The 6,365-nt window shown below is 72.2% G+C and carries 5 protein-coding genes and 2 pseudogenes; all 7 read left to right on the forward strand.

Features of this window, described 5'->3' with window-relative positions; all coding sequences use genetic code 11:
* Window positions 1–491, forward strand: a pseudogene (locus EBH09_RS16295) (hypothetical protein); the annotation flags it as partial.
* Window positions 492–578: 87 nt separating this feature from the next.
* Entirely contained in the window at window positions 579–1,001 is a 423-nt protein-coding gene (locus EBH09_RS16300) for a phage tail protein (protein WP_121747713.1), read from the forward strand.
* A 28-nt stretch (window positions 1,002–1,029) separates the two neighbouring features.
* Window positions 1,030–1,752 (forward strand): tail protein X, encoded by a 723-nt coding sequence (locus tag EBH09_RS16305; RefSeq protein ID WP_121747714.1) that lies wholly within the window; start codon window positions 1,030–1,032, stop codon window positions 1,750–1,752.
* On the forward strand, window positions 1,752–3,665 hold the full coding sequence (locus EBH09_RS16310; protein WP_121747715.1) for a VgrG-related protein: 1,914 nt from the start codon (window positions 1,752–1,754) through the stop codon (window positions 3,663–3,665). Before EBH09_RS16305 ends, EBH09_RS16310 begins: the two co-directional genes overlap by 1 nt.
* Before the next feature lie 67 nt (window positions 3,666–3,732).
* The gene (locus tag EBH09_RS16315; RefSeq protein ID WP_121747716.1) at window positions 3,733–4,194 is read left to right on the forward strand and encodes a GPW/gp25 family protein; all 462 of its coding nucleotides are present in this window, start codon (window positions 3,733–3,735) and stop codon (window positions 4,192–4,194) included.
* Complete coding sequence (locus EBH09_RS16320; RefSeq protein ID WP_121747717.1) at window positions 4,194–6,152, forward strand: putative baseplate assembly protein; 1,959 nt, start codon at window positions 4,194–4,196, stop codon at window positions 6,150–6,152. The genes EBH09_RS16315 and EBH09_RS16320 overlap by 1 nt, the downstream gene beginning before the upstream one ends.
* Before the next feature lie 59 nt (window positions 6,153–6,211).
* Window positions 6,212–6,365: pseudogene (locus EBH09_RS16325) on the forward strand (phage tail protein); the annotation flags it as partial.

The following is a 6,365-nucleotide window of genomic DNA, read 5'->3' on the forward strand; positions in this document are numbered from 1 at the left end:
CCCTCACGCCACCCGCACCGTCACCGTCCAGCCCGCCGCACCCCGTCAGCGCACCCGCGGCACCGGCGGCGGACGCCGACGCCTCCTCCGCGCCCACCGTCCAGCGCTTCTTCGGGCGCCGCACCGCCACCGGTGCCCTGGCCGCCCACGCGGCGGCCACCGTGTCCTCGGCCCTGAACCACCTGCTGCCCCCGGCGCCCCAGCAGGCTCCGGCCGGCCCGCCGCCCCCCTACAGTCCGCCGGAGTCCCAGAACGCGTCACCGCCCGGCAACCCGCCCCCGTACTCGTCGAGTCAGGCCTCCCCGGCGCAGGGGGACCCGCCCCCGGCGTACACGGCGGTCCCGGCAGGCGGGTTCGACCCGCGCGAGCTCACCGAGTTCCAGCTGGACGAACTGGTGCACCGGATCGTCGGCCGCGTGACCCGCCACGTCCGCACCGAACTGCGCATGGACCGCGAGCGGATCGGCAGACTCCGCGACCCCCGCCACTGACCGGCCCGCCGATCCCCCACGCGGCCCCCACGGCGCAACCGACGCACGCGACACGCCTGCCCCACCCGACAGAAAGGCCCACCCCCGATGCCCCGCCAGGACCCGGGCTCCACCATCTGGTTCACCCTCACCATCGACGGCGAGAGCCTCGGGTACTGGAACGGGTGCGAAGGCCTGTCGTCCCAGGTGGAGATCGAGCAGCGCCAGGAGGGCGGCAACAACGGGTTCGTGTGGCAACTGCCCACCCGCGTCTCCTTCTCCAACATCCGGCTGACCCGCCCCCTCACCCCGGACACGACCAAGGTCGCCAAGTGGATCTCCTCCGTCCAGACGGGGATCAAGCGGCCGACCGCGCAGATCTCCGCGCTGCGCGCGGACGGGTCGCTGGTCGCCCGCTGGGGGCTGATCGACGTACTGCCCGTCAGCTGGCAGGGCCCGAGCCTCGACCCCGGCAACCCGGCCGTGGCGAACGAGGTCCTGGAAATCACCCACCACGGCTTCACCGACTGACGGCGCCGCGGAGCAGAGAGGAAGACCCATGGCAAAGAGCGGCAAGGGCGCCGGCAAGAGCCTCGTACGCGCCAACCTCGCCATCCACGAGCCGCCCACCGGCACGACCACCACACCCGGTGCGCTGATGCGTACGTTCGGCTTCGAGTTCAACCCGGCGCAGCTGTCCCTCACCCAGCGGACCCAGTGGACGGCGACGCCGACGGCGGCCGTGCGGAAGGCCGCGAAGCCGCAGTTCATGGGTGCCGAGCCGCGGGAGATGACCCTGGAGATCTTCCTGGACTCCTCCACCAAGCCGGGCGGCAACACGGTGCTCAAGAAGGTCGAGTCGCTGCTGCGCTGCTGCGAGGTGACCGCCAAGAGCCTCGCCTCGGACCAGCCGTCACCGCCCTGGGTGGTCTTCGAGTGGGGGTCGTTCTCCACGGCCCGGTTCACCGCGTACGTCGCGTCGATCGAGGCGTCGTACACCCTCTTCGGCACCACCGGCATCCCCATCCGGGCCACCTGCCAGGTGCACCTGGTCGAGATCCCCGGCCCGACCCGCGGGCAGAACCCGACCTCCGGCGCACTCACCGCACAGCGCGTGCACCGGGTCGTCGCGGGCGACTCGCTGCAGTCGCTGGCCTGGCGGGAGTACGGCAGCGCCAACGCGTGGCGGGCGATCGCCGAGGCCAACGGCATCGACGACCCCTCCCGCCTGCCGTCCGGCACCGAACTCATGCTGCCCGCCGCCGAGGAGGTGCCGCACTGATGGTGCGTCCCGCGTTCTCCAGCATCGTCCAGGTCCGGATCGGCGCCGCGAAGCTGCCCGACGACATCGCCCTGATGCTCGTCGACGGCTGGGTCGACCAGGGCATCGGCGTGCCCGCGGCCTTCCGCCTCACCTTCCGCGACCCCGACCACCTGGTCCTCGGCAAGCTGAACGTGCAGTTCGGCACCCGGGTGGTCATCACCCCGGTGGCCGACGGCCAGGGCGTCGGCAAGCCCCTGCTGACCGGCGAGGTCACCGCCATGGAGGCCGACTACGACGGCACCGGCAGCTACACCGTGATCCGCGGCTACGACTTCGGGCACCGCATGATGCGCCAGCGCCGCGTGGCCGCGTACCGCAACCAGAAGGCCTCCGACATCGCCCGCAAACTCGCCGCCATGGACGGCCTGTCCATCGGCCGGATCCAGCCGACGAAGGGCGCGTACGGGTTCATCAGCCAGTCCAACGTCACCGACTGGGACTTCCTCGCCCGGCTCGCCGACGAGAACAACATGGTGATGTCCGTGGACGCCAAGGGGAAGTTCCGGTTCGTCAAGCCGAACCCGTCGGCCGGCGCGCCCTCCCCGATGACGGACGGCGACAAGAGCGCCTTCGTCCTCCAGGCCCGCCACGACATCATGCGGCTGCGGGCCGCGGTGACCGCCGCCGACCAGGTCGGCAAGGTCGAGTCGCGCGGCTGGAACGTCACCACCAAGAAGAAGATCACCGAGCTCGCGCCCGCGAGGACCGACCCGGGCGTCACCATCGGCTCCACGCCCGGCGAGGCCGCCGGCAAGTTCAAGGCGGCCAAGCTCGTCGAGACCGCCAATCCCTACGACAAGCAGGACGAGGTCCGGCACGCGGCGCAGTCCCTCGCCGCCGACGTCACGTCCTCCTTCGCCGAGCTGGAGGTCGCGGTGAAGGGCAGCCCCGATCTGCGGCCCGGCGTGCCCGTGGCGCTCAGCGACGTCGGCAAGCCCTTCGAGGGCAAGTACACCGTCACCTCCGTACGCCACCACTTCGGCGACAGCGAGGGCTACCAGTCCTGGATCACGGTCAGCGGACGCCAGTGGCGCTCCCTGTACGGGCTGGCCTCGGGCGGCGGCGGTGGCACGGACCCCGCGAGCGCGGCCCGGCTGCCCAGCGTCGCCAACGCCATCGTCACCGACGTGCAGGACCCGCTCAAGCAGGGCAGGGTCAAGCTCCAGTTCCCGTGGCTGGACGACACCTACGTCAGCGACTGGGCGCGCAGCGTGCAGCTGGGCGGTGTGGGCGGCGGCGGGGTCTTCCCCATGGACGTCGGCGACGAGGTGCTGGTGGCCTTCGACCGGGGGGCGCTGGACCACCCGTTCGTGATCGGCGGGCTCTACAACGGCCGGGACCTGCCGACCAAGGTCGATGTCCCGCTGCACGACGGCCTGAAGAAGAAGGCCGTCCGGCACACCCTGTCCGACCGCCAGGGCAACCGCGTCGACCTGCTCAGCCAGCGGACCGGCGGACGCAAACAGGGCGTCCGGATCGCCAGCGGGAACGACAGGCTGACCATCAACCTCGACCGCACCAAGACCGAGATCACCGTCGACAGCGCGGGCTCGGTCAGCATCACCGGCAGCCGCTCGGTGTCGGTGGAGGCGGGCATGAACCTCACGCTCGAAGGCCGCCGTTCGGTGACGATCAGGAGCGGCGGACCGCTCACCCTGGAGGGCAAGGGCATCGTCAACCTCAAGTCGCTCGGCGGCGTGGTCGCGGTGAACGCGCTGGGCGGCGCCCTGAACCTGACGTCGACCGGCGCCGCGAACCTCACCGCCACGGGCCTGGCGACGATCACCGCGGCCAACACCAAGATCACCGGCGCCAAGCTCGACCTGTACGGCGGCTTCTTCGTCAACGAGATCAAGTACCCCTTCGGATGACCGGACGACCGCGCCGACGCCCCGGGGTCGTCGGCACAAGGAAACGGGAAAGGCAGGAGGCCCCCTGATGGCCGAACAGTTCGTCGGCTCCGGCTGGTCGTTCCCCCTGCGCATCGGGCCCACCGGCGGCATCGCCCTGGTCAGCGGCGAGCGGGAGATCGAGGAGGCCATGCAGCTGGTCCTGGCCACCGCACCGGGCGAGCGGCCGATGCGGCCCGAGTTCGGCTGCGCCATCCACGACCTCGTCTTCGCCCCGGTCAACGAGCAGACCGCCGGGCGGATCCAGCACGAGGTGTACACCAGCCTGGACCGCTGGGAGCCGCGCATCGAGGTCCACGAGGTCGAGGTCACCGCCGGTGACGACCGGAGCGTCCTCTACATCGACGTGCGCTACTCGATCCGCGGCACCAACAACCCGCGCAGCCTGGTCTTCCCGTTCTACGTCATCCCCTCCCACGACGAGCCGGACCTCCCCGACGGTCCGGCCGGCCCCGCGGGCCCGACGGGCTCTCCCGAAAGCGATCGCTGATGTCCCTGCCCTCCCCCAACCTCGACGACCGCCGCTTCCAGCAGTTCGTCGACGACGCCAAGCGCTACATCCAGCAGCGCGCCCCGGAGTGGACCGACCACAACGTCTCCGACCCCGGCGTCACCCTCGTCGAGACGGTCGCCCACATGGCCGACCAGATCGTCTACCGGCTCAACCGGGTCCCGGAGAAGAACCACCTCGCCTTCCTCGACCTGGTCGGCATCACCCTCTTCCCACCGTCCGCCGCCCGCACGGACGTCACCTTCTGGCTGTCCGCGCCGCAGGAGGACGCGATCCTGGTCCCGGTCGGCACCGAGGTCGCCACCCTGCGCACCGAGCGGGACGAGGCCGTCGTGTTCGCCACCGAGCGCGACCTGACCGTCGTACCGTGCGAACTCGGCCGCCTGGTGGTGCAGCACAGCGGCGAAGCCGTCACCGACCGGACCACGGACCTGGCCGAGGGCAAGGACCTGCTGTGCTTCTCGGAGGCCCCGGCCCCCGGCGACTGCATGCTCATCGGCCTCACCAACGCCACCCCGCACTGCGCGCTCGCCCTGGAACTCGACAGCCGCGTCGACGGTGTCGGCGTCGACCCCCGGCAGCCGCCCCTGGCCTGGGAGGCCTGGACCGAGGACGGCTGGCAGCCCTGCGAGGTCGACCGGGACGGCACCGGCGGCCTCAACCGCCCCGGCGACATCGTGCTCCACATACCCGGCGGCCACGTCCTGTCCCGCAACGGCGGCCACGAGGCCGGCTGGATCCGCTGCCGGGTCACCGAGCCGCTGCCCGGCCAGCCGTTCTACACGACCTCACCGACCATCCACTCCGCCGAGGCGTACACCATCGGCGGCACCACCGGCACCGTCCACGCCGAGACCGTCCACGACGAGGCCCTCGGCGAGTCCACCGGCCTGCCCGGCCAGCGGCTGCGGCTCGAACACGCCCCCGTCGTCGCCGACGACCCGCCCGTCCTCCTCCAGACCGCCACCGACGACGGCTGGCAGGACTGGCAGGTCGTCCCGCACTTCGCGGGCTCCGGCCCCGACGACCACCACATCACCCTCGACGCCGCCACCGGCCAGATCGCCTTCGGCCCCGCCGTCCGCGAAGCCGACGGCACCCTGCGTCAGTACGGCACCGTCGCCCCCAAGGGCGCCGTCATCCGGGCCCGCCGCTACCGCACCGGCGGAGGCCGGGCCGGAAACGTGGCCCGCGGCGCCGTGCAAGTGCTGCGCACGTCCATCCCGTACGTCTCCGAGGTCGTCAACCGCGAGGCCGCCCGAGGCGGCGTCGACGGCGAGACCGTCGAGGAGGCGAAGCTCCGGGCGCCGATCACCCTCCGCGCCCAGGAACGCGCCGTCACCCTGCGCGACTACGAGGAACTCGCCCGCCGCGCCGCCCCCGAGACCGCCCGCATCACCTGTCTGGAGGGCAAGGAGGGCGAGCACGGCGCCTACGCCGTCCGCGTCCTGGTCGTGCCCCAGGCCGTCCCCGACCCCGGCGGCCGGCTCCGCTTCGAGCAACTCGTCCCCGGCGACGCCCTCCTGGGCCGCATCACCCGCCACCTCGACGAACGCCGCCTCATCGGCACCCGCCTCGCCGTCGGCCCGCCCTACTACCAGGGCGTCACCGTCGTCGCCACGGTCCACGCCTTCCGCGGCGTCGACACCGACCGCGTACGCCGCCAGGCCCACGACGCGCTCTACCGCCACCTCGACCCGCTCACCGGCGGCGCGGACGGCAAGGGCTGGCCCTTCGGCCGCCCCGTGCAGACCGGTGAGGTCTTCGCCGTGCTGCAGCGCGTCCCAGGCGTGGAACTCGTCGACGACGTCGTCCTGCACCCCGCCGACCCGCTCACCGGCAAGCGCGGCGACCCCACCGACCGCATCGACCTGGAACCCCCGTCCCTGGTCTTCTCCTTCGACCACCGGGTCCGAGTGATCGGGGACGGCGCGTGACGGCCGCGTCCCACCGGGGTTCCGTCGACGGTCTCGGCTCCTCGCTGCCCATCGGCTCGATGCTGCCGGCCGTCTTCGCCGACGACGACCTCGCCCATCGTTTCGTCGGTGGCCTCGACGACGTCCTCGCGCCGATCCTGAACGTCCTGGACTGCCTGGACACCTACTTCGACCCGGCCCTCACCCCGGCCGACTTCGCCCAGTGGCTCGGCT

It is taken from the genome of Streptomyces sp. E2N166 (genome assembly GCF_003671715.1).
GTDB lineage: Bacteria > Actinomycetota > Actinomycetes > Streptomycetales > Streptomycetaceae > Streptomyces > Streptomyces thinghirensis.